The organism is Micromonospora sp. NBC_00421 (assembly GCF_036017915.1).
In the GTDB taxonomy this organism is placed as follows: Bacteria; Actinomycetota; Actinomycetes; order Mycobacteriales; family Micromonosporaceae; genus Micromonospora.
Genome location: NZ_CP107929.1, coordinates 4,579,201 through 4,601,947 on the forward strand (window position 1 = coordinate 4,579,201; position 22,747 = coordinate 4,601,947).

The 22,747-nt window shown below is 72.7% G+C and carries 26 protein-coding genes; 13 read left to right on the forward strand and 13 right to left on the reverse strand.

Annotated features, from left to right (window positions below; genetic code table 11):
• Positions 1 to 39: 39 nt before the first annotated feature.
• The 3 genes from OHQ87_RS19105 to OHQ87_RS19115 all read right to left on the reverse strand — a co-directional run bounded on the left by OHQ87_RS19105 (position 40) and on the right by OHQ87_RS19115 (position 2,258).
• The gene (locus OHQ87_RS19105; protein WP_328348910.1) at positions 40 to 477 is read right to left on the reverse strand and encodes a nitroreductase family deazaflavin-dependent oxidoreductase; all 438 of its coding nucleotides are present in this window, start codon (positions 475 to 477) and stop codon (positions 40 to 42) included.
• A 75-nt stretch (positions 478 to 552) separates the two neighbouring features.
• Entirely contained in the window at positions 553 to 1,452 is a 900-nt protein-coding gene (locus OHQ87_RS19110) for a hypothetical protein (protein WP_328339674.1), read from the reverse strand.
• Between the two features lie 212 nt (positions 1,453 to 1,664).
• Positions 1,665 to 2,258: a pentapeptide repeat-containing protein gene (locus tag OHQ87_RS19115; RefSeq protein WP_328339676.1), complete on the reverse strand. Its 594-nt coding sequence runs from the start codon at positions 2,256 to 2,258 to the stop codon at positions 1,665 to 1,667.
• A gap of 78 nt (positions 2,259 to 2,336) precedes the next feature.
• Between OHQ87_RS19115 and OHQ87_RS19120 the strand changes: the two genes are divergently transcribed.
• Positions 2,337 to 3,569, forward strand: a complete 1,233-nt coding sequence (locus tag OHQ87_RS19120; protein ID WP_328339678.1) for a serine hydrolase domain-containing protein — start codon at positions 2,337 to 2,339, stop codon at positions 3,567 to 3,569.
• Positions 3,570 to 3,613: 44 nt separating this feature from the next.
• On the opposite strand, the gene OHQ87_RS19125 is transcribed toward OHQ87_RS19120, so the two are convergent.
• Together OHQ87_RS19125 and OHQ87_RS19130 are read right to left on the reverse strand one after the other, a co-directional pair.
• On the reverse strand, positions 3,614 to 4,078 hold the full coding sequence (locus OHQ87_RS19125) for a PPOX class F420-dependent oxidoreductase (protein WP_328339680.1): 465 nt from the start codon (positions 4,076 to 4,078) through the stop codon (positions 3,614 to 3,616).
• A 43-nt stretch (positions 4,079 to 4,121) separates the two neighbouring features.
• Complete coding sequence (locus tag OHQ87_RS19130) at positions 4,122 to 4,763, reverse strand: DUF6642 family protein (RefSeq protein ID WP_328339682.1); 642 nt, start codon at positions 4,761 to 4,763, stop codon at positions 4,122 to 4,124.
• 322 nt (positions 4,764 to 5,085) lie between these two features.
• Here OHQ87_RS19130 and OHQ87_RS19135 point away from each other — a divergent pair, with 322 nt between their 5' ends.
• A complete protein-coding gene (locus OHQ87_RS19135) occupies positions 5,086 to 5,865 on the forward strand; it encodes a D-Ala-D-Ala carboxypeptidase family metallohydrolase (protein WP_328339684.1) in 780 nt (259 codons plus the stop codon).
• 150 nt (positions 5,866 to 6,015) lie between these two features.
• Here the strand turns inward: OHQ87_RS19135 and OHQ87_RS19140 are convergent, their stop codons facing one another.
• The 3 genes from OHQ87_RS19140 to OHQ87_RS19150 all read right to left on the reverse strand — a co-directional run bounded on the left by OHQ87_RS19140 (position 6,016) and on the right by OHQ87_RS19150 (position 8,702).
• The gene (locus OHQ87_RS19140) at positions 6,016 to 6,507 is read right to left on the reverse strand and encodes a hypothetical protein (RefSeq protein WP_328339686.1); all 492 of its coding nucleotides are present in this window, start codon (positions 6,505 to 6,507) and stop codon (positions 6,016 to 6,018) included.
• 229 nt (positions 6,508 to 6,736) lie between these two features.
• Complete coding sequence (locus OHQ87_RS19145; protein ID WP_442930843.1) at positions 6,737 to 7,339, reverse strand: response regulator; 603 nt, start codon at positions 7,337 to 7,339, stop codon at positions 6,737 to 6,739.
• Between the two features lie 121 nt (positions 7,340 to 7,460).
• Positions 7,461 to 8,702, reverse strand: coding sequence for a sensor histidine kinase (locus OHQ87_RS19150; RefSeq protein WP_328339691.1), 1,242 nt, complete (start codon positions 8,700 to 8,702; stop codon positions 7,461 to 7,463).
• 133 nt (positions 8,703 to 8,835) lie between these two features.
• Between OHQ87_RS19150 and OHQ87_RS19155 the strand changes: the two genes are divergently transcribed.
• The 5 genes from OHQ87_RS19155 (at position 8,836) to OHQ87_RS19175 (ending at position 13,381) form a co-directional block, all read left to right on the forward strand.
• Entirely contained in the window at positions 8,836 to 9,735 is a 900-nt protein-coding gene (locus OHQ87_RS19155) for an ABC transporter ATP-binding protein (protein ID WP_328339693.1), read from the forward strand.
• Positions 9,732 to 10,514 carry an ABC transporter permease gene (locus OHQ87_RS19160; protein WP_328339695.1) on the forward strand — a complete coding sequence of 261 codons (783 nt, stop codon included), beginning with the start codon at positions 9,732 to 9,734 and terminating at the stop codon, positions 10,512 to 10,514. The genes OHQ87_RS19155 and OHQ87_RS19160 overlap by 4 nt, the downstream gene beginning before the upstream one ends.
• A 2-nt stretch (positions 10,515 to 10,516) precedes the next feature.
• Positions 10,517 to 11,236: a YqeB family protein gene (locus tag OHQ87_RS19165; protein ID WP_328339697.1), complete on the forward strand. Its 720-nt coding sequence runs from the start codon at positions 10,517 to 10,519 to the stop codon at positions 11,234 to 11,236.
• A gap of 42 nt (positions 11,237 to 11,278) precedes the next feature.
• Complete coding sequence (locus OHQ87_RS19170) at positions 11,279 to 11,842, forward strand: SOUL family heme-binding protein (protein WP_328339699.1); 564 nt, start codon at positions 11,279 to 11,281, stop codon at positions 11,840 to 11,842.
• A 105-nt stretch (positions 11,843 to 11,947) separates the two neighbouring features.
• A complete protein-coding gene (locus OHQ87_RS19175; protein ID WP_328339702.1) occupies positions 11,948 to 13,381 on the forward strand; it encodes an amino acid permease in 1,434 nt (477 codons plus the stop codon).
• Here OHQ87_RS19175 and OHQ87_RS19180 read toward each other — a convergent pair.
• Positions 13,321 to 14,466, reverse strand: a complete 1,146-nt coding sequence (locus OHQ87_RS19180; protein ID WP_328339704.1) for a hypothetical protein — start codon at positions 14,464 to 14,466, stop codon at positions 13,321 to 13,323. The two genes, OHQ87_RS19175 and OHQ87_RS19180, sit on opposite strands and share 61 nt — an antisense overlap.
• A 56-nt stretch (positions 14,467 to 14,522) precedes the next feature.
• Between OHQ87_RS19180 and OHQ87_RS19185 the strand changes: the two genes are divergently transcribed.
• The 5 genes from OHQ87_RS19185 to OHQ87_RS19205 all read left to right on the forward strand — a co-directional run bounded on the left by OHQ87_RS19185 (position 14,523) and on the right by OHQ87_RS19205 (position 18,555).
• The gene (locus OHQ87_RS19185; RefSeq protein ID WP_328339706.1) at positions 14,523 to 15,455 is read left to right on the forward strand and encodes a ParA family protein; all 933 of its coding nucleotides are present in this window, start codon (positions 14,523 to 14,525) and stop codon (positions 15,453 to 15,455) included.
• Positions 15,452 to 15,907, forward strand: a complete 456-nt coding sequence (locus OHQ87_RS19190; RefSeq protein ID WP_328339708.1) for a Rho termination factor N-terminal domain-containing protein — start codon at positions 15,452 to 15,454, stop codon at positions 15,905 to 15,907. Before OHQ87_RS19185 ends, OHQ87_RS19190 begins: the two co-directional genes overlap by 4 nt.
• Positions 15,908 to 16,058: 151 nt before the next feature.
• Positions 16,059 to 16,280, forward strand: a complete 222-nt coding sequence (locus OHQ87_RS19195) for a TM2 domain-containing protein (RefSeq protein ID WP_328339710.1) — start codon at positions 16,059 to 16,061, stop codon at positions 16,278 to 16,280.
• A gap of 156 nt (positions 16,281 to 16,436) precedes the next feature.
• Positions 16,437 to 17,633 carry an endonuclease gene (locus OHQ87_RS19200; protein WP_328339712.1) on the forward strand — a complete coding sequence of 399 codons (1,197 nt, stop codon included), beginning with the start codon at positions 16,437 to 16,439 and terminating at the stop codon, positions 17,631 to 17,633.
• 70 nt (positions 17,634 to 17,703) lie between these two features.
• Positions 17,704 to 18,555 carry an aldo/keto reductase gene (locus OHQ87_RS19205; RefSeq protein ID WP_328339714.1) on the forward strand — a complete coding sequence of 284 codons (852 nt, stop codon included), beginning with the start codon at positions 17,704 to 17,706 and terminating at the stop codon, positions 18,553 to 18,555.
• Between the two features lie 109 nt (positions 18,556 to 18,664).
• On the opposite strand, the gene OHQ87_RS19210 is transcribed toward OHQ87_RS19205, so the two are convergent.
• Both OHQ87_RS19210 and OHQ87_RS19215 read right to left on the reverse strand, forming a co-directional pair.
• Positions 18,665 to 19,435 carry a hypothetical protein gene (locus tag OHQ87_RS19210; RefSeq protein WP_328339716.1) on the reverse strand — a complete coding sequence of 257 codons (771 nt, stop codon included), beginning with the start codon at positions 19,433 to 19,435 and terminating at the stop codon, positions 18,665 to 18,667.
• Between the two features lie 70 nt (positions 19,436 to 19,505).
• Positions 19,506 to 19,652 (reverse strand): hypothetical protein, encoded by a 147-nt coding sequence (locus OHQ87_RS19215; protein ID WP_328339718.1) that lies wholly within the window; start codon positions 19,650 to 19,652, stop codon positions 19,506 to 19,508.
• 19 nt (positions 19,653 to 19,671) lie between these two features.
• Between OHQ87_RS19215 and OHQ87_RS19220 the strand changes: the two genes are divergently transcribed.
• Positions 19,672 to 20,556, forward strand: a complete 885-nt coding sequence (locus tag OHQ87_RS19220) for a cellulose binding domain-containing protein (RefSeq protein WP_328339720.1) — start codon at positions 19,672 to 19,674, stop codon at positions 20,554 to 20,556.
• Between the two features lie 120 nt (positions 20,557 to 20,676).
• On the opposite strand, the gene OHQ87_RS19225 is transcribed toward OHQ87_RS19220, so the two are convergent.
• Positions 20,677 to 21,045: a globin gene (locus OHQ87_RS19225; RefSeq protein ID WP_328339722.1), complete on the reverse strand. Its 369-nt coding sequence runs from the start codon at positions 21,043 to 21,045 to the stop codon at positions 20,677 to 20,679.
• 300 nt (positions 21,046 to 21,345) lie between these two features.
• The gene (locus OHQ87_RS19230) at positions 21,346 to 22,668 is read right to left on the reverse strand and encodes an AAA family ATPase (RefSeq protein ID WP_328339724.1); all 1,323 of its coding nucleotides are present in this window, start codon (positions 22,666 to 22,668) and stop codon (positions 21,346 to 21,348) included.
• Positions 22,669 to 22,747: the final 79 nt, after the last annotated feature.

Below are 22,747 nucleotides of genomic sequence, written 5' to 3' on the forward strand. Positions count from 1 at the left end.
GACGGCCGTCCGGACCGGCCCGGTGCCGGGCGCGGCGGGTCAGCGCCGGTGCAGCACCACCACCGGGATCTCCCGGTCGGTCCGGTCCTGGTACTCGTCGTACGCCGGCCAGATGGCGATCATCGTCGGCCACATCCGGGCCCGCTCCGCCGGCTCGGCGGTGCGCGCCCGGACGGTGAACGTCTCCGCGCCGACCTGCACCTCCGCCTCGGGATCCTCAAGCAGGTTGAGGTACCACGCGGGGTGTTGGGGCGCACCGCCCTGGGAGGCGACGACCAGGTAGTCGTCGCCGTCCCGGCCGTAGATGAGGGCGGTGCGGCGCAGTTTGCCACTGCGTCGTCCCCGGGTGGTCAGCAGCAGCGTGAAGACGCCCGGTTGCCACTCGTGCCCCTCGACGCCGCCGGTCGCGACGTACCGCCGGATGTGGTCGGCGACCCAACCCTCGGGGCTGTCCAGCACCTGCTCGTCGGTCGACATCTGGGCCTCCGGATAGCTCGTGGGCATCGACCCGGCCACGCTATCCCGGCATCGGCCCGTACGGCGGCAAACGACTCAACGTACCGCTGCCGCCTGGAGGTTCACGTTTCCGCAGCTGCTGTTGAAGGTCCCCTCGACGGTCCAGCGGATCAGCAGCTTCGCGCCCTGCGGGGCGCTGAACCGGATGACGAACTGGGTGGTGTGGGTGGTGTGCGGATCCTCCAGCCGCAGGGTGCGGGTCGGACCGCCGGTGGAGAGCCGCACGTCCAACCGGCCCCGGGCCATCCACAGCCCGGCGAAGAGCTGCACCGTGCGCGGTTCGCCGCTGCCCGTCACCGCCAGCGCGAAGCCGTTGCCGACCCCGCAGACGAACACGCCGGTGCCGGTGGCGCCGACGGCCGGCACCGGCGTGCCGTCGCGCCAGCCGAACAGCTCGGGGTTGGTGTCGTACCGGTCACGTGCGCCCCGGCCGCCCTCGTCCCGGATCTCCCCGGTGCCGCCGCTCCTGCGGATCAGGGTCTCCGGCCGGTTGAGCCCCCAGTGCACCCAGTCCCGCGCGCCCAGCCCGGTCAGGTCCACCTCGGCGGGCACCTCGGCCCGGGAGACGCTGAGCGTCGGCGCGGCCGGTGGCGACGAGGCCGCCGGGGTGACGGTGGGTGACGGTGGAACGGTCGGCGGCGGGGTCCGCTCCCGGGGCTGCAACCCGGGCGTGGCGATCCCGGTCTCGGCCGGTTCGCCCAACCCCACCACGCCGGTCGGATAGCCGGCCGGGGTGGGTGCACCGGCCGGCAGCACCACATCGGGCTCCGGCGGGCCCGGATCCGGCCCCAGGTACGTCACCAGCACGGCGAGGCAGGCCAGGGCGGCCACCGCCTCGATCGCCCAGCGGCGACGTTGCCGACGTCGGGCCTCCCGCCGCTGCGCGCTGCGCGTCGTCGGGCCCGGCCCGATCCGCCAGGTCTCTTGGTCGTTCACGTATGTCCCACTCCCCAGCCCGACGCCCGCGACCGGTCGGGGAGGGGGTGCGGTCGCGGCGTGAGCGTTCTCACGTTTTCATTCCAGGGCCGGGATGCGCCATATGCCAGCGGGTGGGCGTTTCCAGTTTGTTACCAACTGGGGCCGGTGGAAAGTTTCCTGCCTATTGTCGAACTCCAGCTCAGCGCCATGATCTCAGAAAGATCGACCAGTCAGCGAATCTCGAAACCCAGCGCCTGTGCCAGCACCATCGCCTGCTCCGGGTCGATCACCGCGCCGGCCCGCTCGACCGCTGTCGGGTCCAGCGCGGTGAGGTCGCTGCCCCGCAGATCGGCCCCGGTGAGACGCACCGCGTGCAACTGGGCGGCCGAGAGGTCCACCCGGGTCAGGGTGGCGCCGGTGAGGTTCGCCCCGGTCAGGTCGGCCTCGCGCATCCGTACGTCGCCGAACTGCGCGCCGCGCAGGTCGGCCCCGGGTAGCGCGACGAACGACCAGTCACCGCCCGACACCCGCAGCGGACGCAGCTCGCACTCGTCGAAGGTGCTGCCCACCAGCTTGCAGCCGGTGAACTCGGCCTCGAACAGGTTGCACCGGCGGAACCCGCAGCGGACGAAGGCCGAGTCGGTGTGCCGGGAGGCGTTGAACGACACCCCACCGAAGGAGCACTCGGTGAACGAGGCGCCCCGGCTGACCGCCTCGGTCAGGTCGACGTCGACGAAGACGCAACGGACGAAGTGCCTGTCGACCAGCTCCTCGGCGTACCAGTCGGCGTGGCGGAACGTCTCGTCCTGGGTGGTCTCCGGCATCGCCCCACCCTATGTGCGGGCACCGACACCGTCGGCGGACCTTCCGCCCGGCGCGTACCGGCTAGTAGTTTCGGCGGGGTGAACGTGGCACGCAGCACCGACCCGGACCGTATCGGCTTCGACCCGGCCCGGCTGGCCCGGATCGACGAACACTTCGGCCGGTACGTCGACGACGGGCGGCTGGCCGGCTGGCAGATCGTGGTCACCCGGCGCGGCGAGGTCGCGCACTCCTCGGTCCACGGGCTGCGCGACGTGGAGGCGGGCACCCCGGTCGAGCCGGACACCATCTGGCGGATCTACTCGATGACCAAACCGATCACCTCGGTCGCGGCGATGATGCTGTGGGAGGAGGGCCGGTTCGAGCTGACCGACCCGATCAGCCGCTGGCTGCCGGAGTTCGCCGACGTCCGGGTCTTCGACAAGGGGTCGGCGCTCAAGCCGTACACCGTGCCGGCGGTCGAGCCGATCCGGGTCTGGCACCTGCTCACCCACACCGCCGGGCTGACCTACGGGTTCGCGCAGACCTCGGTGGTCGACGCGCTCTACCGGGCCGCCGGCTACGACCTCGGCGTCCCGCCGGGGCTGGACCTGGCCGGAGCCAGCGCCGGGATGGCGAAGCTGCCGCTGCTGTTCCAACCGGGCACCGGCTGGAACTACGGCGTCTCCACCGACGTGCTCGGCCGGCTCGTCGAGGTGGTCTCCGGGCAGAGCCTGGCCGACTTCCTCACCGACCGCATCCTCACCCCGCTGGGCATGACCGACACCGGATTCTGGGTCGACCAGGCGGACGCCAAGCGGCTCGCCGCCCTCTACACCCCGCACCCCGGCACCGGCCGGGTGGTCCGCGCCGACCGGCTCGGCGCCGCCGCGCTGGCCCGGCCGGAGTGCTTCTCCGGCGGGGGCGGCCTGGTCTCCACGGCCGCCGACTACCACCGGTTCACCCAGCTGCTGCTGCGCGGCGGCGAGCTGGACGGGGTACGCCTGCTCGGGCCCCGGACGGTGCGCTACATGACCCGCAACCACCTGCCCGGCGGCGGCGACCTGGCGGCGTTGGAGCCGCAGGGGTTCGCCGAGACGGTGCTGGACGGCATCGGGTTCGGGCTGGGCTTCGCAGTGGTGCAGGATCCGGTGCCGGCCAAGGTGCCGAGCAGCGTCGGCGAGTACTACTGGGGCGGGTTGGCCAGCACCGCGTTCTGGGTCGACCCGGTCGAGGAGATCACCGCGCTGCTGTTCACCCAGCTGATGCCGTCGAGCACCTACCCGCTGCGCTCCCAGCTGCGCCAACTCGTCTACGCGGCCCTGGTCGGCTGAGCCGGGCCGACGTAACGACTGCCCGCGTCCGGCCCGGCCAGGGGTCAGTCGGCGAGCCGGGCCGGGAAACCGCCGGTGGCGATCGGACCCCAGCCCTCGACGGTGATCCGGATCAACGACTTGCCCTGCGCCGTCATGGCCGCCCGGTACTCGTCCCAGTCCGGGTGCTCCCCGGAGATGCTGCGGAAGTACTCCACAAGCGGTTCCAGCGCCTCGGGCAGGTCGAGCACCTCGGCCACCCCGTCGACCTGCACCCAGGGGCCGTCCCAGTCGTCGGAGAGCACACAGGCGGAGACCCGTGGATCACGGCGGATGTTGGCGGCCTTGGCCCGTTCCGGGTAGGTGGAGATCACCAACCGACCGGCGGCGTCGACCCCGCAGGCGACCGGGGAGGACTGCGGACGGCCGTCCGCCCGGGTGGTCATCAGCAGGACCCGGTGCCGGGGGCGGACGAACTCGATCAGGGCGTCCCGGTCGACCCGGGTGGTGGTTGCGACGCTGCGTGCCATCCCCCGGTTCTACCAGGCCCGTCGGCCGGCGACGCGGCCGGCGTCAGCCGGACCGGCCGCCGACCCGGCCCGGCGCGGGCTGGGCGGGGACCCGGGGCCGGGCGGTGGGCCGCCAGGCGCGGCCGTTGGCATAGATCACCCGGAAACCGAGATACGCCGCGAGCGGCGCCCAGTGCGCCGAGCCCATCCGCAGCTCGGCGGCGTTGTGCCGCTGGCCGTTGGCGAGCACGTCGAGCAGCACGGTCTCGAAGGCGGCCGACTCGACCCAGTCGACCTCGCGGGTGAACCCGCAGATCAGGGCCGCCCCGGTGACGTCGAGGAAGTCACGAAGCGTGGCGTCGGAGGCGCGCAGCACCGAGCAGCTGCCGAAGTAGAGCCGCCGGCCCTCGCCCCGGCCGGCCATCCGCTCGGCGACGTCGGCCAGCTCGACGGAGTCCCAGTCGGTGAGGCAGAGCCGGCTGGGCTCACCGTGCATGGCGAAGAAACCGACCCGGTGGTCGGCGTACTGCTTGAGCAGCCACCGGTCGAGGAAGTAGAACAGCTCGTCGCGGGTGGCGGCGTCCTTGTGGATGTAGCGGATGCGACCGAGCCGTTCGAGCAGTTCGAGGGTGGGCAGCACGGACCCGCGCTCGTTGAGGTCACGGTGCCACTGCCCCTCGACGCAGAAGACCCCACCACGCGCCACGTGCACCTCCCCGACCCCGGCGGCCGGGACGACGTTACCGGGTCCGGGTCTCGAAACCACACCACCCTCGGTGACTGGTTCATCCATATAGGCGGCTTTTCGAGAGCATAGGGGGGTCCCGCGCTTTCCGTCCGTAGTGGTATGGCCTGACCGAATCGCAATTCCTCGCAATTCACAGGCGGCACCCAGCTATCGCCAACTGTGAGGACAATTCTCCTTTATCGCCACGAATCAGCTGGCCAGCTGTCAGGGTGAAAGTCGCAGGACGTCCCGGGCGATGCCCTGTTGACCACCCCATTCACGTCCAATCGGGAGGACTTCTGTGCGCCAGAACACTGTGAAGCGGGCACTCGTCGCGTTCGCCCTGGCCCTGCCGGGAGCCGCGATCGCCACGGTGGTCGCCGCGCCAGCGGCCCACGCCGACGGCTGCTACACCTGGAAACGCGACCTCTACCAGGGACGCTCCGGCGACGACGTCCGCCAGTTGCAGATCCGGGTCGCCGGGTGGGCGGCCCGGGGGGCGATCGTCCGGATCGACGGGGACTTCGGCCCCGAGACCGCCGCCGCGGTCAAGCGCTTCCAGACCGCGTACGGGCTGCGCAGCGACGGCATCGCCGGCCGGCAGACCTTCGCCAAGATCTACCAGTTGCAGGACGACGACTGCACGCCGGCCCACTTCAGCTACCGCGAACTGGACGACGGCTGCGGCAGGGGCGGCTGGAGCGGCGGCCCGCTCTCGGCCACCGACACCAAGGCCACCGCGGTGCGCACCATGTGGAAACTGGAGGCGCTGCGACGCGGCCTGGGCGACAAGCCGCTCAACGTCACCAGCGGCTTCCGCGACAAAAGCTGCAACAAGCAGGTCGGCGGGGCGTCGGACAGCCAGCACCTCTACGGCAACGCCGCCGACCTGACCTCGGGCAGCAGGTCACTCTGCGAGGTCGCCCGCGCCTCCCGCGACCACGGGTTCAGCGGCATCTACGGTCCCGGCTACCCCGGTCACGACAACCACGTCCACGTGGACTCCCGGCGGGAGAACAACCGGGACACCTCGGCGAACCGCACCAGCTGGGCGGCGCCGGACTGCGGCGTCAGCCGCTGACCGACGCCCGGAAGGCACCGGCCCGGCTGGCCGGGCGAAGGGACACCAGCCCGACTGGCACGGGCGGGAGGAAGCCGGCCCGGCCCCACGGGATCATCGGGGCCGGGCCGGCGTCGGGCACCCGGAGGGAGCCGAGCGGGCGTACCCCGCTCAGCTCGCCCGGGGCCAGCGCGGCGCGGCGGCGGGGGGCGCCACCGGCCGGCCGGGAACGCCGGCGCGCACCGCGGGCCGCATCCCCGCAGCGGCGGGCCGGGCCCCGGGCGTGCCGGGCCTACCGACCTGCCCCCGGGTCGGGTAGCCGGCGGTCGGGGCGGGCCGCGCGGGCGTCGCACCGGCCCGGGGCGTGGTGTACGTGAACGGGAAGGGCACGTGCACGAACGGGTTTCCGTGCCGGATCAGCGCGTCGATCTGACGGTCGTTCAGCCCGTGGTTCTCCAGCACCCGCCGCCCCCAGCGGTGCAGCCGGCACGGGTACGACGCGCCGTCGTTGCGGCACAACGGCCCGGTGGGCCACTCCTCGGCGGCGTGCACCACCACCGCTCGCACCGCGAGCCGGACGTCCTCGGGTGTCAACGAGGCGGGCACCGGCACCTCGCCCAGAACCTGATCGATGGGGTCCGTCGACTGCTCACCAACTCGCACGGCAGGCCTCCCGCAGCTCGGCAGCGATTGCAGCCGAATCGCCGCAACGCATCCTCGCGCAGTGGTACGGGCGGTGAGCGGCGACGGTTCAATCCCCCCAGGCAGTGAGCAGATCGTCCGGGGTCAACACCCGCGCGCCGTCCACCACACCACCGGCTCGGGCGACCGCCACCAGCGGCACCTGTTCGTCCGCTCCGGGCAGCCGGGACCGGTACAGGACGAGCCGGCCTCAGACCAGGCCCGCGTCGTGGACCAGCAGCGCCACCTGGACCCGGTTGTTAAGCGCCAGCTTGGTCAGCAGCCGCGACACGTACGCCTTCACCGTCGCCACGCTCATGAACAGCTCCGCCGAGATCTCCGCGTTGGTCCGGCCGTGGCCGAGCGCCACCGCGACCTCCCGTTCCCGCGCGGTGAGCCCGGCCAGCAGCCGCAGCGCCCGGTCCCGGCGCGGGTCCGGCCCCGGCGTCGGCCCGGTCAGGTGGCTGATCAGCTGCCGGGTGACCGTCGGGGACAGGGTCGCCTCGCCGGCCGCCACCCGACGCACCGCCTGGACGATCTCCGCAGGCGGGGTGTCCTTGAGCAGGAACCCGCCCGCCCCGGCCCGCAATGCGCGCAGCACCTGCTCGTCGGCGTCGAAGGTGGTCAGCACCAGCACCTCCGGCGGGTGCGGCAGCGCCCGCAGCGCCTCGGTGGCGGCCAACCCGTCCACCCGGGGCATCCGGATGTCCATCAGCACCACGTCCGGCGCGCACCCGGCCACGGCGGCGGGCACCTCGTCACCGTCGGCCGCCTCCCCCACCACCCGGACGTCCGGCACGCCGCCGAGGATCATCGACAATCCGGCGCGCACCAGCGCGTCGTCGTCGACGATCAACACCCGCACCGGGGCTCCGGCGTCTCCGGCCGGCACGCCGGTCACCTGGCACCGCGCCGGGAGCGGACGGCCCGGCGACTCATGCCGGCCACGGCAGTCGGGCGGCGAGCCGGAAGTCGCCTGTCGCGTCGTCCCGGCCGTGCGTCAGCCGGCCACCGGCCAGGGTGACCCGCTCGGCGATGCCGACCAGCCCGGTCCCGGCACCCGGCAGGACCGGACCGGGTGCGCCCACCGGCCACGGGTTGCGGAGCTGGACGAACAACTCCCGCCCCGGGCCACCGGCCAGCCGGACGTCGACCGCCGCGCCGGGGGCGTGCTTGCGCGCGTTGGTCAGCCCCTCCTGCACGATCCGGTACGCGCTGCGCCCCACCGCCGCCGGGACCTCCGCCGGGTCGGTGACCTCGTCGACCAGGGTGACCCGTACCCCGGCGGCCCGGGACTCGGCGATCAGCGCGGGCACGTCGGCGAGGGTGGGTTGGGGGCGTTCCGGGGCGGCGTCGCCGCCTGCGGCGTCGGCGCGGAGCACCCCGATCACCTCGCGCAGGTCCTGGAGGGCGGCGTGGGCGCTGCCCCGGATCACCCCGGCCGCCCGGGCCACCTCCTGCGGCGGCGCGTCCGGGCGGAACTCCAACGCCCCGGCGTGCAGGCTGAGCAGCGAGATCCGGTGCGCCAGCACGTCGTGCATCTCCCGGGCGATCCGGGTGCGTTCCAACTGGCGGGCCTGGTCGACGCGGAGCTGCTGCTCGGCCTCGGCCCGGTGAGCGCGGTCGCGCAGCGACAGCACCAGCTGCCGGCGGGCCCGGACGAACATCGCCCAGGCCACCACGATGCCGATGAACATCACCGTCCAGGCCACCGTTCCCCAGTAGGGCAACGTCGGATCGGGGCGGACCACGGTGTAGAGCGGAACCGTCAGCAGGTGGAAGCCGACGAGCGCCGCGCCGATCGGCAGCGGCCGGTGGACCAGCACGGTGAACACCACGACCAGCAGCGCCACCCCGGCGGTCACCGAGAACAGGGCCAGCGGCAGGCCGGCCACGGCCAACCCCACCGGCCAGCGCCGGCGCAGCCAGAGCGCCACACAGTAGGCCAGACCCGCCGCCAGGTCGGCCCCGACCACCCAGGACGGGCCGGCGTTGTGGGCGAACTGCGGATCGGGGGACACCGCGTCGCCGAACGCCACGAGCGCCCAGCCGAGGGCGAGCAGGAAGGCCACCACGTCGACCAGCCAGTCCCGGGGCGTACGCCGGGGGGCCCTCGTCTCGGGCGTCAGCGCCCCCGGCAACAACCAGGGATGATCAGGTACGACGGCAGCACTCACCCACCCATGCTAGAAACCCGGCAGGCGTCACGGACACCAACCAAAGTCGAGGTCTGTGGGTAGACCGAGGTAGGGGTGGCCCTCGACCGCCGGCCGCAGCGCCCGGCCAGGTGGCTGCGACAGGCTCGACGGCATGATCGCAGTTGACCACCTCACCAAGCGGTACGGCCCGCACGCCGCCGTCGACGACGTCTCCTTCCGCTGCGAACCCGGCACGGTGACCGGTTTCCTCGGCCCGAACGGTGCCGGCAAGTCCACCACCATGCGGATGCTCTGCGGGCTCACCCGCCCGAGCTCCGGCACCGCCACCGTCGCCGGTCAGCCCTACCGGGAGCTGCCCAACCCGGGCCGGGAGGTGGGTGTGCTGCTGGACGCCTCGGCCCAGCACGTCGGGCGCAGCGGGCGGGAGACGCTGACCCTGGCCGCCCGGACCATGGGCGTGGCCGCCGCACAGGTGCCCGCCGTCCTCGACCGGGTGGGCCTGAACCCGGTGGCGGCGAAGCGGCGGGTCGGGGCGTACTCGCTGGGGATGCGGCAGCGGCTCGGCCTGGCGCTGGCGCTGCTGGGTGAGCCCCGGGTGCTGGTCCTCGACGAGCCGGCCAACGGCCTGGACCCGGAGGGGATCTTCTGGATGCGCGGGTTGCTGCGCGACTTCGCCGACCGGGGCGGAACCGTGCTGCTCTCCTCCCACCTGTTGCGGGAGGTGGAGGCGGTCGCCGACCGGCTGGTGGTGATCGGCGGCGGCCGGGTGGTCGCCCAGGGCGGCAAGGACGAGTTGCTGGCCGGCACCGGCACCCTGGTCCGGGCCCGCGACCCGCACGCTTTGCGGCTCACCCTCGACCGGGCCGGGCTGGACGCCACCGGCAGCGCCGACGGCGGGTGCGTGGTCCGCGCCGAACCCGACGCCGTCGGGCAGGCCGCCGCCGACGCCGGGCTGGTCCTGACCGAGCTGCGGCCGGCCGGCGGCGGTGGCCTGGAACAGCTCTTCCTCACCCTGACCGCCGGCGCGAGCACCAAGGAGGCCGTGCAGTGACCACCGTGACGACCACTCCCCCCGCCACCGCCCGGGAAGCGATCCCCGGACCGTCCCTGACCCGGCTGGTCGGGGTGGAGCTGCGCAAGCTCGGCGACACCCGGGCCGGCCGCTGGCTGCTGGCCTCGATCGGGCTGATCGCCGCCGCGATCGTCGCGCTGCAACTGCGTTTCGTCGACGACGCCGCACAGACCTTCACCAATTTCTTCACCGCGTCACTGGCGCCGGTGGCGCTGCTGCTGCCGGTGCTGGGCATCCTGTCGATCACGGCCGAGTGGTCCCAGCGCACCGCGCTGACCACGTTCGCCCTGGTGCCGCGCCGGGAACGGGTGGTGCTCGCCAAGCTCGTCGCCGTGCTGCTCGCCGCGCTGGCGTCGGTGCTGGTGAGTCTGGCCGTCGCCGCCGCCGGCACCCTGCTGGCCGGGGTCACCGGCGGGGCGGGGAGCTGGGACTTCGACTGGACGGTGGCCGGGCACGCCGCCGTGTTCCAGGCCATCAACGTGCTGATCGGCGCGGGTTTCGGGTTGCTGCTGCTCAACACCCCGCTGGCGATCGTCACCTCGCTGCTGCTGCCGACGGTGTGGGGCATCCTCTCCGCGATGATCTCGGCGCTGCACGGCCCGGCCCGCTGGCTGGACACCTCGGTCACCATGGAACCGCTGCTCGGCCCGGACGTGAGCGCCGGGCAGTGGGGCCGGCTCGGGGTCTCCCTGCTGGTCTGGGTGGCCGCCCCGCTCGCCGCCGGGCTGGTGCACACGCTGCGGCGGGAGGTGCACTGACGATGCGGGCGCGGGAGCCGGGGGCCGCCACCAGGGTCGGTGGTGACGTCGGGGAACTGGTGGTGCTGTGGGTCGGCTTCCCGCTGCTGGGCGCCGCCGTGGGCGGGCTGCTGCCGCTGGTCGCCGACTGGGTGGCCGGGCTGCCCTGGGCCCCGGTGCAGGGCTGGTTCGAGCTGGTCGCCGGGCTGCCGTACCGGCGGGCGCTGGTCGGGGGCGTGCTGCTCGGCGTGCTGGCCGGGCTGCTCGTCGCCCACGTCGGCACCCGGGAACGGTTGATCGTCACGGTGGACCGGGGCGGGGCCCGGCTGCGCCGCGACGGCGTCGACCGCGACCTGCCCCGCGGGTCCGTCACCGCCGTCTTCACCGACGGCAGGGAACTGGTGCTGCTCGGTCCGGCCGGTGCGGAACTGGCCCGGGAACGGTCCGACCTGAGCCGGCGGCGGCTGCGGGACGCCTTCCGCGAGCACGGCTGGTCGTGGCAGGACGCCGACCCGCACCGGGAGGCGTACCGACGGTGGGTGGCGGGGCTGCCCGACCTGCCGCCGGGGGCGGACCCGCTGCTGTGCGCCAGGCAACGGGCCGTCGACGCCGACCGGCAGCGCGACGCCCGGGAGCTGCGCGGTGAGCTGGCCCGGCTCGGGGTGGTCGTCCGGGACGAGGACAAACGGCAGTACTGGCGGACCGTTCCGCTTCCCCGGGAGGAAAAGCCGGACGGGCGGTAGCGTTGCGGTGGAGGAGATCCCTCGGAACCGGGAGCGTGCCCCATGACCGAGCAGCAGCCGTACCGGGTGCTGGACCAGCACCCCGGCTTCGAGCTGCGCCGGTACCCGGCCCACCTGGTCGCCGAGCTGCGGATCGACGGTGGTTTCGCCGCCGCCGGCAACGCCGCGTTCCGGCCCCTGGCGGCGTACCTGTCCGGGGCCAACCGGTCCCGACGGCGGGTCGGGACGACCGGGCCGGTGGTGTCGGAGGCGGCCGGGTCCGAGCGGATCGCGATGACCGCGCCCGTGGTCCAGGAGGAGGGCGACCGGCCCCGGACCTGGCGGGTGTGGTTCGTGCTGCCGGCGCGGCTCACCCCGGCCACCGTGCCCGAGCCGACGGACCCCCGGATCACCGTCCGGGAGATCCCGGAGCAGCTCGCGGCGGCGGTCCGGTTCGCCGGGCGGTGGACCGACCAGGCGTTCGAGCAGCGGGCCACCGCGCTGGGCCGGGCGGTCACCGACGCCGGCCTCACCCCGTCGGGGGCGATCCGGTACGCCCGTTTCGACCCGCCGTGGAAGCCGTGGTTCCTGCGCCACAACGAGGTGGTGCTGCCGGTCGTCGAGTGAGCGCCGCCGCGTGCCTCCGACCGCTGTCGCGTCGTTGGCGATTGTGTATCCGCCCCGCAGGGAGTATCAACCAAGGTGGATATCTGCCGGCGGAAGGGGACGACGATGGCCTCCACAGTCGACCGCGGTGGGATCTTCCGCCGCAAGCCGGTCGAGGAGATCGCCGACGAGACCGGGTCGGGGCTGTCCCGCTCGCTGGGGTTGTGGCAGCTCACCGCGATCGGCGTCGGCGGCATCATCGGCGCCGGCATCTTCGCCCTGGCCGGGGCGGTCGCCAACGAGACCGCCGGGCCGGCCGTCCTGGTGTCGTTCCTGATCGCCGGCCTGGCCAGCGCGGCGGCGGCCCTGTCGTACGCCGAGTTCGCCGGCATGATCCCCAAGGCCGGCTCGGCCTACACCTACGGTTACGCGGTGCTCGGCGAGGCGGTGGGCTGGTTCATCGGCTGGGACCTGCTGCTGGAGTACACCGCGATCGTGGCGGTGGTGGCGATCGGCATCTCCGGCTACTTCGGTTTCCTCGTCGGTCAGCTCGGCGTCGACCTGCCGGCCTGGATGCTGGGCGCCCCGGGCACCGGCGACGGGCACGTGGTGGACCTGTTCGCGGTGCTGCTCTGCCTGCTGATCGCCTTCCTGCTGACGTTGGGCATCAGGACCGCCGCCCGGTTCGAGACGATCGTGGTCGGGCTGAAGGTGGCCGTGGTGCTGCTGGTGATCGTTGTCGGCTTCTTCCACGTCCGCACCGCGAACTACTCGCCGTTCTTCCCCTTCGGGCTCAGTGGGGCGTTCACCGGCGCGGCCACAGTCTTCTTCGCCGTCTTCGGCTACGACGCGATGAGCACCGCCGCCGAGGAGTCCACCGACGCCCGCCGGCACATGCCGAAGGCGATCATCTGGTCGCTTGTCATCTCGATGGTGCTGTACGTGCTGGCCACCCTGGTGCTGACCGGCATGCAGAACTACCGGGAGATCGACCCGGAGAGCGGCTTCTCCTCCGCGTTCGCCTCGGTCGGGCTCTCCGGCCTGGCCAGCGTCATCGCCGTCGGGGCGATCATCGGCATCCTGACCGTGATGTTCACCTTCATGCTCGGGGTGACCCGGGTGTGGTTCTCGATGAGCCGTGACGGCCTGCTGCCGGCCTGGTTCGCCAAGGTGCACCCGGTGCGCCGGGTACCGACCCGGGTCACCTGGATCGTCGGGGTGGCCTCGGCGGTGATCGCCGGCTTCCTGCCGATCCGGCAGGCCGCCGAGCTGACCAACATCGGCATCCTGCTGGCCTTCGTGGTGGTCTGCGTCGCGGTGATCGTGCTGCGCTACCGCAGCCCGGACGCCCCGCGGACGTTCCGGCTGCCGGGGATGCCGGTGGTGCCGGCGCTCGGCGTGGTCTTCTCGGTCTGGCTGATCAGCTTCCTCGACCACGTCACCTGGCTACGGTTCGCCGTCTGGTTCCTGATCGGCGGGCTGGTCTACGCGTTCTACGGTTACCGCCGCTCCGCGCTGGCCGGTCGGGACGACCCGTCGGCCGGTGAATCCGGGCGGTGACCGGGCGACCTGAGTAGTCCCGGCTCCGGGCCCACGGCCGGACGGGTCAGCAGCAGCGCGGTGCCGAGCCCGGCGAGCAGCCCGGCCAGTGAGGGGAGCGCGTCCGAGCCCGGCCCGGCGATCGGACTGTTGCCGGCCAGCGCGGTCAACGGCGCACCGGGCCGCAGGGCCGCGCTGACCAACTGTGCGACCGACAGCAGCGCCAGCGGGACGACCAACGTGACCGGGACGAGCAACGCGTGCCACCGCCACGCCGGTCGGCCACCAGGCCAGGGCCGGGTCAGCAACGTCACCCCCACCAGCAGCACCGCGCCGAGCACCGCCGCCGGCAGCCGCCGGTCGGCCGACCCGGTCAGCCGGACCAGCAGCAGGCCGACCCCACCGACGACGGCCGTCCCGACCGCCACCGCGATCCGGGCCCGTTCCCGGTCGGGTGCGGCGGCCAGCGCGCCGGCCACGGTCGTCGCCAGCAGGAGCAGGCCGGTCACCAGGGCGGCCGGACCGAGTTCGGGGTCCTGGTCCGTCGGCGACCGGGTCAGCACGGCGACCAGCGCCGACACCGCCGCCACACAGGCCACCCCGGTCAGCACGGCCCGGTCCCGACCGACCACGCCAGCCGCCCGGTACGGGTCTGCCAGAGCTGCGACACGACCCGGCCCGACCACTGCGGCCACGGCGTCCCGGCGTACGGCGGAAGCGGCGGTGATCCCGACGGCCAGCCAGCCGAGGGCGACGAGCAGCACGGTCGCGCCGGTGCCGGTGGGGTCGGCCCGGTCGACGGCGACGTCGGCGGCCAGCGCACCCCCGGCGAGCAGCACGGCGGACAGGGCCCAGGGTCGCCGGCCGCCCCCGGCCAGCACCAGCCCGGACGCCATCGCCGTCAGCGCCAGGAAGCGCAGGTCACGGGCCCAGTAGGTGTTGTCGCCGGGCAGCCGCTCCGACCACGGGCCGACCGGCTCGGTGAGCGGTTGCCACACGGTCATGCCGACCGCCCAGAGCACCACGGCCAGCGCGGCGAGCCCGCTGCCGACGACGGCGAAGCTGACTCCCGGTCGCGCAGCGTGACCGGCTCGGGTGGGCATCATGGATGGTCAGACTCCAGCCGGACCGCTACGGTTCCCCCTCTGGGGAGGTGCCGTCGGTGTACGTCGTATCCGTGATCAACTACAAGGGCGGGGTGGGTAAGACCACAGTGACCGCCAACCTCGGGGCCGAACTGGCCAACCGGGGGATGAAGGTGCTGCTGATCGACCTCGATCCGCAGACCAGCCTGACGTTCAGCTTCTACGACCCGGACGACTGGCGGGAACGGCTGCGCGACGGTCGTACCGTGAAACGCTGGTACGACGGCCTGCGCGGAGACACCCCGGCGGTGACCCTGGGTGACCTGGTGGTCTCCCCCGGCCCGGCCAACGCGCACCTCTCCGGCGCCGGTCGGCTCGACCTGATCGCCTCGCACCTCGGCCTGGCCGACATCGACCTGGCGCTGGCCCGGGGCGTGGCCGACGGGGACGACTACGACCGGGAGCTGTTCCGGGTCCGTGGTTCGCTGGCCGAGGGGCTGCACGACGCGGCGCTCGACGGCTACGACCTGGTGCTGATCGACTGCCCGCCGAACTTCAACGTGGTCACCCAGTCCGCCGTCATCGCCAGCGACCACCTGCTCATCCCCGCGAAGGCCGACTACCTGTCCACGCTCGGCATCGACCACCTCTGCGGCAGCGTCCGGGAACTGGTCGACAGGTACAACGCCGACGCCCGCCGGTTCGCCACCAGCCGCCGGCACCACAAGGTGGCCCCGGACGTCGCCGGGGTGGTCTTCACCATGATCCAGCTGACCGCGCAGCGACCGATCGCCGCCCACCAGGGCTACCTGGACCAGGTACGTGCCCTCGGGCTGCCGGTCTTCCCCACCGCGCTGCGGGAGAACATCACCCTGTTCGCCGGGAACACCCCGCGCGGGGTGCCTGTGGTGCTGCGCCACCGGGTCACCTCGCCTGTGGTGCAGGAGGAGTTGCGGCAGATCACCACCGAGTTCCTCGCCCACCTGCAACCCCGCGAGGTGGCGGTATGACCGGGACGCCACCCGACCGGGACCTCGCGGCCGGTGTCCTGGCCCGGGTGGGCGAGTTGCTGTCCGGGCTGTCGGCCGCCGACGTCGCCGCGCTGGCGCAGGGCCGGGCCCGGCTGGTCGTCGTGCCGGTGGCACCGGCCGGTGACCCCGCCGTCCAGCCGGCCGGCCGGACTCCGGCGACCTCCTTGCCGGCCACCCTGCCGGCCGCACCGGTGCAGAGCAAGCCCTCGGGCGTCGACCTGGACGCCGCATCGGCCACGCTGGACACCATGGTGCACCGCCGGGACGGTACGGCGTACCTGACGCCCTGGTCGATCCGGGACCTGCGGGCGTTGGCCGCCCGACTGGGGTTACGCGGGGTGGCCGGCCTGCGCAAGGCGGAGCTGGTGGAGCGGCTGGTGGACCGGACGATCGGCTTCCGGGCCGCCTCCGCCGCCGTCCGTGCCCGCTGAGCCGGTCCGCCGCCGGCCCGAGGGCGGGACATCCGGTCTGACCGGCCCTGGCCTGCTCGTCCGTCCGGTCGGAGCCAGCGCTTTCGATCTTGTGCGGCACCGGGCCGGTGGATAAGCTCCCGCGGCTGTCTCCACCTGAGAAAGGACCGCAGTGACCGCTTCTGTCACCACCCAGAAGTCCTGGGTCGTCGCCCTGTTGCTCTGCTTCTTCGTCGGCGTGCTCGGCGCGCACCGGTTCTACACCGGCAAGGTCGGCACCGGTGTGCTCCAGCTGATCACCCTCGGCGGGCTCGGCATCTGGGCGTTCATCGATCTGATCATGATCCTGGTCGGTGCGTTCCGCGACAAGCAGGGCCAGCCGCTCGCCAAGTGAGGCGGGTGGGCCCGATCCGCGCCCACCCCGGGACGGCCCCGTCCCGGGGCCGCCCCGTCGGGCGGGTGGGGCCTCCTCCCGGAAGGTTGGCGGTGGGCGGGAATTCACCTGGTCGTCCTCCCACCTGTCGGGTTCCGGCCGATAACATCGCCGGGCATGGATACGAAGAGCAGCACCCGCCCGCGACCCGGGCGGCTGATCACCGCACTCACCGCCGTCGTCACCCTGGCGATCCCGGTGGTGGTGACCACGACCTCGGCGTCCGCGGCGGCCACGTCGACCGTGGCGCAGGCCCTCGCCGCCCAGGACGGCCGGGTCGCCACGGTCACCGGGTACGTGATCGGCCAGCCGACCGCCACCAGCACGGTGCTCACCTCCGGCTACACCGCCGACACCGCCATCGCCCTGGCCGACACGGCCACCGAGACCGGCACCGGCCGGATGCTCTACGTCCAGCTCACCACCGCGTACCGCAGCTCGTTCGGGTTGCTTACCAACCCGTCGCTGCGGGGCCGGCAGGTCACCGCCACCGGGACGCTCACCGCGTACTTCAGTCATGGCGGGTTGAAGAGCCCGACCGCGGTGAGCCTCGGTGGTGGCGGCACGCCGACGCCCACCCCGACCGCCTCCCCCACCCCCGGGCCCACCGGCTCCACCGGGCCGTACGACTCGACGTACTACGTGAACGCGGTGGGCAAGAGCGGCAGCGCGCTGCGCGGTTCCCTGCACACCATCATCAAGACCCAGACGAAGCTGAGCTACGACCAGGTGTGGGAGGCGTTGAAGGACACCGACCAGGACCCGGCGAACGCCAACAACGTGATCCTGCTCTACAGCGGACGGTCGCAGAGCAAGAGCAGCAACGGCGGCGGGGCCGACGACTGGAACCGGGAGCACGTCTGGGCCAAGTCGCACGGTGACTTCGGAACCGCCACCGGACCGGGCACCGACGTGCACCACCTGCGGCCGGAGGACGTGACTGTCAACTCCGTGCGCGGCAACAAGGACTTCGACACCGGCGGCAGCGCGGTCGCCGAGGCCGCCGGCAGCTACACCGACGCCGACTCCTTCGAGCCGCGTAACGCGGTCAAGGGCGACGTCGCCCGCATGATCATGTACATGGCGATCCGGTACGAGGGGGACGACGGCTGGCCGAACCTGGAGATGAACAACTCAGTCAGCAACGGCAGCGCACCCTACCTGGGTCGGCTGTCGGTGCTGCTCCAGTGGCACCGGCAGGACCCGCCGGACGCCTTCGAGCAGCGCCGTAACCAGCGCATCTACGAGCGCTGGCAGGGCAACCGCAACCCGTTCGTCGACCACCCGGAGTGGGCCACCGCGATCTGGGGCTGAACGCGTCGGTTGTCACAGATCACCACCGGTCGGGCGGTGAGGACGCCGCCCGACCGGGTACACCCCCGACATGGCGAATACCGTTCCCGACATCAGTCTCAACGACGGCAACACCATCCCACAGCTCGGCTTCGGGGTCTTCCAGATCGAGCCGAAGGACACCGCCGAGGCGGTGGGTCGGGCGCTGAGGATCGGCTACCGGCACATCGACACCGCCCAGATGTACGGCAACGAGGCGGAGGTCGGCGAGGGCGTCCGCGCCTCCGGCCTGGACCGGGGCGAGGTCTTCGTGACCAGCAAGCTCAACAACGGCTTCCACCGCCCCGAGGACGCCCGCAAGGCGTTCGAGTCGACGCTGTCCGCGCTGAAGATGGACTACGTCGACCTGTTCCTCATCCACTGGCCGCTGCCGACCCGCTACGACGGCGACTTCGTCTCCACCTGGAAGACGCTGGAGGAGTTCCAGCGCGACGGCCGGGCCCGCTCGATCGGGGTGTCGAACTTCCAGGTGCCGCACCTGGAGCGGCTGGCCGCCGAGGCGGACGTGGTGCCGGCGGTCAACCAGATCGAGGTGCACCCGTACTTCACCAACGAGCAGGTGCGCGCGTACGGCAACGCGCACAACATCCCCACCGAGGCGTGGTCCCCGATCGCCCAGGGCAAGGTGCTCGACGACCCGACGATCGTCGACATCGCCGAACAGCTCGGCCGTACGCCCGCCCAGGTGGTGCTGCGTTGGCACGTGCAGCGCGGCGACATCGTCTTCCCCAAGTCGACCACCCCGAAGCGGATCGAGGAGAACTTCCAGATCTTCGACTTCGCCCTGGACGACACGGCGATGGAGCGGATCAGCGGGCTCGACAAGGGCGAGGCCGGACGGACCGGACCGAACCCGGACGCCTTCGACTACATCCCCGCCTGAGCGAACAGGGCGCCGCGCGGCGCGACCCACGGGGCGGGACCCGGTCACGGGTCCCGCCCCGTCGCGTCCGGGACGGGGCGGTGCCAGGGGGCCGGGCCGGGCCGCGCTGTCATCCGTTCCGCGTCAGAACAGCCAGGCGGGACTTTCCTTCCGACAGTGGCGGGCTGCCCTCCTGACGGAGCAAGTCAAGCAGGGCTAGCAGGTCGTCATGTAGCTGACTCAGCCGCTGGTTCCCGTGGTCATCAACGTTCTGGATGACCGGCACCTCGGCACGCAGTCGCTCGAACCAACGGCGGAATGCGGGGTCGCTGTCCAGCAGGTGGCAGAACGCCGCGTATCCCAACACGTCCCGAATCCGGCCGGCGGGCGACTCGGTCCAGGTCAGCATCAGCTCACCGATCGCCCGTTGCTGGCCCCGAAAGAGCCGGAAGGGTCCTTGCAGGGCGTCGGTCGCCAGGGTCTTGTGGGTTCGCTGGATGATCTCCAACAGGTCTCTGGTGTTCTGGTCGGCGTTACTGTGGAGGAACCGGTGGTCCCGTCGCAGCAGTTCGACCCAGCCGAGATACTCGGCAAGCACATAGACGGTGTTGTCGACCACGTACCGTTCGTCCTCCGGGTCACCGCAGCGCAGGTAGCGGGGCAGCAGTCCACATCTGATCACGTTGTACAGGCGCGACTGGAGCGACTCGGCCGCCCACCGAAGCGGGTCCTGATAGCGCCGGAACAGTTCGTCGGCAAGCTCGCCCTTGGTGCGTTCGCGGGATTTCTCCTGTAGCTGATGGGTGACCACCGTGGTGCGGTGTGCGGTCCGAGCGGTGACCAGGACACTGACGAGTGCGACGGTAGCTGACAGGATGGCGATGAGGACTTCCGGCCGCATGAGCCCCAGCCTGCCGCAGGACACGCGCCGATGACGTACCCCTACTCGGTTCGCGACTGACGGATTGCCGTCATCCAAGCTGGTTGATGCGATGTCGCCCCCATGAACCGTCGGCGCCGGCCGAGGGCACGGGGCCAATATGGGTGAGGTCGATGCTGTCGAGCTGATGGCGCAAACGAATCAGCCACCACATCGGCCATTGATAGATGCCCATCAAGGCCCGTAGCATCCCCGGCATGCGTGCCGCCCGCGTCACCGTCACCGCCACCGTCGCCGCGCTGGTGAGCCTGCTCGCGGTCAGCGCCGCCCACGCCGACGACACCCCGGCGCTGACCACCCCCGGCGCACCGGTGGTGGTCGGCAACGACCCGCACCGGCTCACCCTGACCTGGACCCCGTCGACGTGGCGGGGCGAGCCGGGCGGCCCGATCACCTACGACGTGCGCTCGCCGATCGGGCCGAACGCCTACCGGGGCCTGGGCAGCACCGAGACCAACACCGTCACCCTGACCGACCTGGCCCCCGGCACCGACTACCGGATCGCCCTCCAGGCGTACGCCATCGGCGGGTACTCCGACACCTCGCCGGTCACCGAGGTGCGCACCGCGTACGGGCGGGCCAAGATCGACTACCTCAACCTCGACTGGGCGCCCACCGACAACCAGGCCCAGTTCCGGATCAACGTCACCAACACCGGCACCCGGCCGCTGGACCTGACCACCGTGCGAGTCCGCTACCACCTGCGTTTCGAGAACGGCAACGCCGCGCTGACCACCGAGTGCGACTGGGCGACGCTGGGCTGCGCCAACATTCGGCGTACCCTCCAGTACTTTCCGCCGCCCGCGCCGCCGCCCGGCCCCACCCCGACGCCGGTGCCCACCGTCTTCCCGGTGCCCGGCACCCCCTTCCCCGGCTGGGTGGAGCTGACCTTCACCACCGGTGTCCTGGCCCCCGGCGCCTCCTCCGGCCCGATCCAACTCCGGCTGCACCGTCCGAACTGGACGACGATCGACGAACGCGACGACCCGAGCTGGCAGGCGGCCACCGGCGCGTGGACCGCCAACAGCCGGATCACCCTCGACGTCGACGGCGTCCGCGAGTACGGCGACAACTGGGGCTGACCGCCTGCCCACCCTCGACGCCCGACAACTACCGCTCGCCCGTCGGCACGCCCCACGCGTAAGCACGCCCCACGCGTAAGCACGTCTCGCCCGTAAGCACGCCTCACACCTGGGCGTCCCTCAGACCTGGGCATCGCCGGCGACGGCGCGCTGGGCCGCGACGATCGTGTCGACCGGCAGGCCGAGACCGCAGAGCACGGCGGCCAGGTAGTCCAGCACCCGCCAGTGCTGCTCGTCGGTCAGTCCGAGCCGCCGCCACACCCCGCCGGCCGCCCGCCCTCCGTCACCGCCGGGGTCGCCGAGGGTCGCGGCCAGCAGGGCGGTCAGCCGGCAGGCGAGCCGGGGCCGGTCCAGCCCGATCAGGTACGGCGCCAGTTCGGCGTCCGCCGCGACCAGGCGCAGCCAGCGGATCACCACTGCGCGCACGCCGGCCGGACCGAGCCAGTCGAACGCGTTCCGGGGGCAGCTGACCAACTCCGTCGTCCGCACACCCGTCAGTACGGATCACAGCGCACGCGCAGTTCATCAGGCGACCTGGTGGTGGCGAGATCGCAGACGGGCGGCGGGCGGCGGGCGGAAGCAGTCTTCCCGCTACGGCATAAGACGGTGCGTCATATTTATGCCCGACAGGCATACCCGCCTCGGGCATCATCGTCGCCCCGCGAGGTGGGTCCCGTCGTCGAAGCCAGGTCGAGCGTGGAACGCCAGGTCGAGCGTGGAACGCCAGGTCGGACGGTGGGGGACTCCCGTCGGCCGGCGGGACGTGTGCCGACGCATGCGACATCCGGGTCATGCCGAGGCCCGGTGGTCCTCCAGGAACGTCATGGTGGTCTGGTTGGCCGCCCAGCCGTCGGGGAACTTCACCGGCACGTCCAGGTGCACCGACTCCGTCGACGGGTGGGCGTCCAGCAACTCGCCGATGCCGGCGCGGGCCACCACGATGCAGGCGTGCCGGTGCCGGGAGGTCAACACGCACAGCCGCCCCGACTCCAGGTGGAAATTCGTCGCGTCCCGCCGGCCGGAGAGCGGGTGCAGCACGATCGTCACGTCGTACTCGCGGCCCTGGAGCCGGTTGGCGGTGTCCACGGTGATGCCCGCCCCGGCCTCCCCGAGGTGGGCGCGGATCGCGGCGACCTGGTCGCGGTGCGCGGCCCCGACGGCGATCCGGTCGGCGGTGACCGGCGCACCGGCCGGCGCGTGCTCACTGACCGCGACCGCGCCCCGGTGCAGCACCCGCAGGGCGAGCGCGGCGCACGCCGAGGCGGCCTCCGCATCGGTACGCAGGGTGTGCCGGGCCGGCAACTCGTGCAACGCCCAGCCGGTGCCGGCGGCCAGCTCCACCGCCGCGTCGAGCGTGTCGCCCGGCCCCGGCCGGGTCAGCGTCAACGCCCGGTCGGCCGGGCCGGTGCCGGCGCGGAACCCGGTGAACGGGTAGAACGCCGCCGCGACCACCGGGGCCGCCGACGCCGGCAGCCGCCAGGACACCGGCAGGCGGTGCACCGGAAGCTCCGGGTTGTGCCGCAGCAGCACCGCCACCGCCGCCTGCATCGGGTCCCAGCTCAGACCCGTCCAGCGCAGGGTCTCGACGGTGGAGAACGGGTCGAGCTGCCCGGGATCACCCACGAACAGCGCCCGCTCGAACCTCCCGGCCACCCGCAGCAGCGCATCCGAGCGCATCTGGTACGCCTCGTCGACGATCGCCCACGGCCACCGACCCTCGGTGACAGTGGCCCACTTGGCCGCCGTACCGATGGTGACGGCCGGGTCACCCAGGTCGGCGACCTTCGACGCGGCCCGGACCGTGTCGTGGCCACGGACCCGCTCCGACGGCCGGTAGTCGGTCGCCGAGAGCCGGCCGATGCGCAGCTCGGGGGCCTTGGTGGCGAGTCGGTCGATGAGGTCGTCGACCTGCTCGTTGGTCTGCGCCACGATGATCAGCGGCTCCCCGGCGGCGGCCAGCTCGACGGCGGCCCGCACGACCAGGGTCGACTTGCCGGCCCCGGGCGGAGAGTCGACCACCACGCCCCGGTGGTCACCCGCGCGCAGGTCCGCCAGGACGGCCGCGACGACCCGTTCCGCCTCGACGGCCGGCGGCACTTCCAGCCCGAGCATCAACCTCACCTCCCACCAGGCATTCTCGGCACCCTACCCGTCCCGCCCTACCTTCAGCCGCCAGCCGCTCGGTCACCCG

Excerpts from the sequence above, each read along its gene's own strand:
- OHQ87_RS19105 (WP_328348910.1), bottom strand. The coding sequence starts at position 477 with ATGTCGACCGACGAGCAGGTGCTGGACAGCCCCGAGGGTTGGGTCGCC.
- OHQ87_RS19115 (WP_328339676.1), bottom strand. The coding sequence starts at position 2,258 with ATGCCGGAGACCACCCAGGACGAGACGTTCCGCCACGCCGACTGGTAC.
- OHQ87_RS19125 (WP_328339680.1), bottom strand. The coding sequence starts at position 4,078 with ATGGCACGCAGCGTCGCAACCACCACCCGGGTCGACCGGGACGCCCTG.
- OHQ87_RS19145 (WP_442930843.1), bottom strand. The coding sequence starts at position 7,339 with ATGATCCTCGGCGGCGTGCCGGACGTCCGGGTGGTGGGGGAGGCGGCC.
- OHQ87_RS19155 (WP_328339693.1), top strand. The coding sequence starts at position 8,836 with ATGATCGCAGTTGACCACCTCACCAAGCGGTACGGCCCGCACGCCGCC.
- OHQ87_RS19165 (WP_328339697.1), top strand. The coding sequence starts at position 10,517 with ATGCGGGCGCGGGAGCCGGGGGCCGCCACCAGGGTCGGTGGTGACGTC.
- OHQ87_RS19170 (WP_328339699.1), top strand. The coding sequence starts at position 11,279 with ATGACCGAGCAGCAGCCGTACCGGGTGCTGGACCAGCACCCCGGCTTC.
- OHQ87_RS19175 (WP_328339702.1), top strand. The coding sequence starts at position 11,948 with ATGGCCTCCACAGTCGACCGCGGTGGGATCTTCCGCCGCAAGCCGGTC.
- OHQ87_RS19180 (WP_328339704.1), bottom strand. The coding sequence starts at position 14,466 with ATGATGCCCACCCGAGCCGGTCACGCTGCGCGACCGGGAGTCAGCTTC.
- OHQ87_RS19190 (WP_328339708.1), top strand. The coding sequence starts at position 15,452 with ATGACCGGGACGCCACCCGACCGGGACCTCGCGGCCGGTGTCCTGGCC.
- OHQ87_RS19200 (WP_328339712.1), top strand. The coding sequence starts at position 16,437 with ATGGATACGAAGAGCAGCACCCGCCCGCGACCCGGGCGGCTGATCACC.
- OHQ87_RS19205 (WP_328339714.1), top strand. The coding sequence starts at position 17,704 with ATGGCGAATACCGTTCCCGACATCAGTCTCAACGACGGCAACACCATC.
- OHQ87_RS19210 (WP_328339716.1), bottom strand. The coding sequence starts at position 19,435 with ATGCGGCCGGAAGTCCTCATCGCCATCCTGTCAGCTACCGTCGCACTC.
- OHQ87_RS19220 (WP_328339720.1), top strand. The coding sequence starts at position 19,672 with ATGCGTGCCGCCCGCGTCACCGTCACCGCCACCGTCGCCGCGCTGGTG.
- OHQ87_RS19230 (WP_328339724.1), bottom strand. The coding sequence starts at position 22,668 with ATGCTCGGGCTGGAAGTGCCGCCGGCCGTCGAGGCGGAACGGGTCGTC.